Annotated in this window: 1 protein-coding gene; it reads left to right on the top strand. The window is 69.9% G+C overall.

Annotation, left to right across the window (positions count from 1 at the left end; genetic code table 11):
* Positions 1 to 246 (top strand): hypothetical protein (locus G3I42_RS19560; protein ID WP_164287680.1); only part of this gene is annotated, 246 nt, incomplete at both ends.

Below are 246 nucleotides of genomic sequence, written 5' to 3'. Positions count from 1 at the left end.
GACTCCTGCTGGAGGCGACCGGTCCGGACACCGAACTCCGGTACCAGTACGACCGGCGCGGACTCACCAAGACCGAACTGGTCGACGGCCGCGCTATGAACTACTCCTACGACGTCCTGGGCCGCCGCACCCGCCGCACCACCCCCACCGGCCACGTCACCACCTACACCTACGCCGCCGACAGCACGACCCGGCGCCTGACCAGCGGTGCTCACCGGATCGATTTCACCCACGACGCCGCGGGCC

It is taken from the genome of Streptomyces sp. SID11385 (genome assembly GCF_010548245.1).
Lineage (GTDB): Bacteria > Actinomycetota > Actinomycetes > Streptomycetales > Streptomycetaceae > Streptomyces.
Note: the sequence above shows the minus strand (reverse complement) of the source record. Positions and strands in the feature narration are given on the sequence as shown.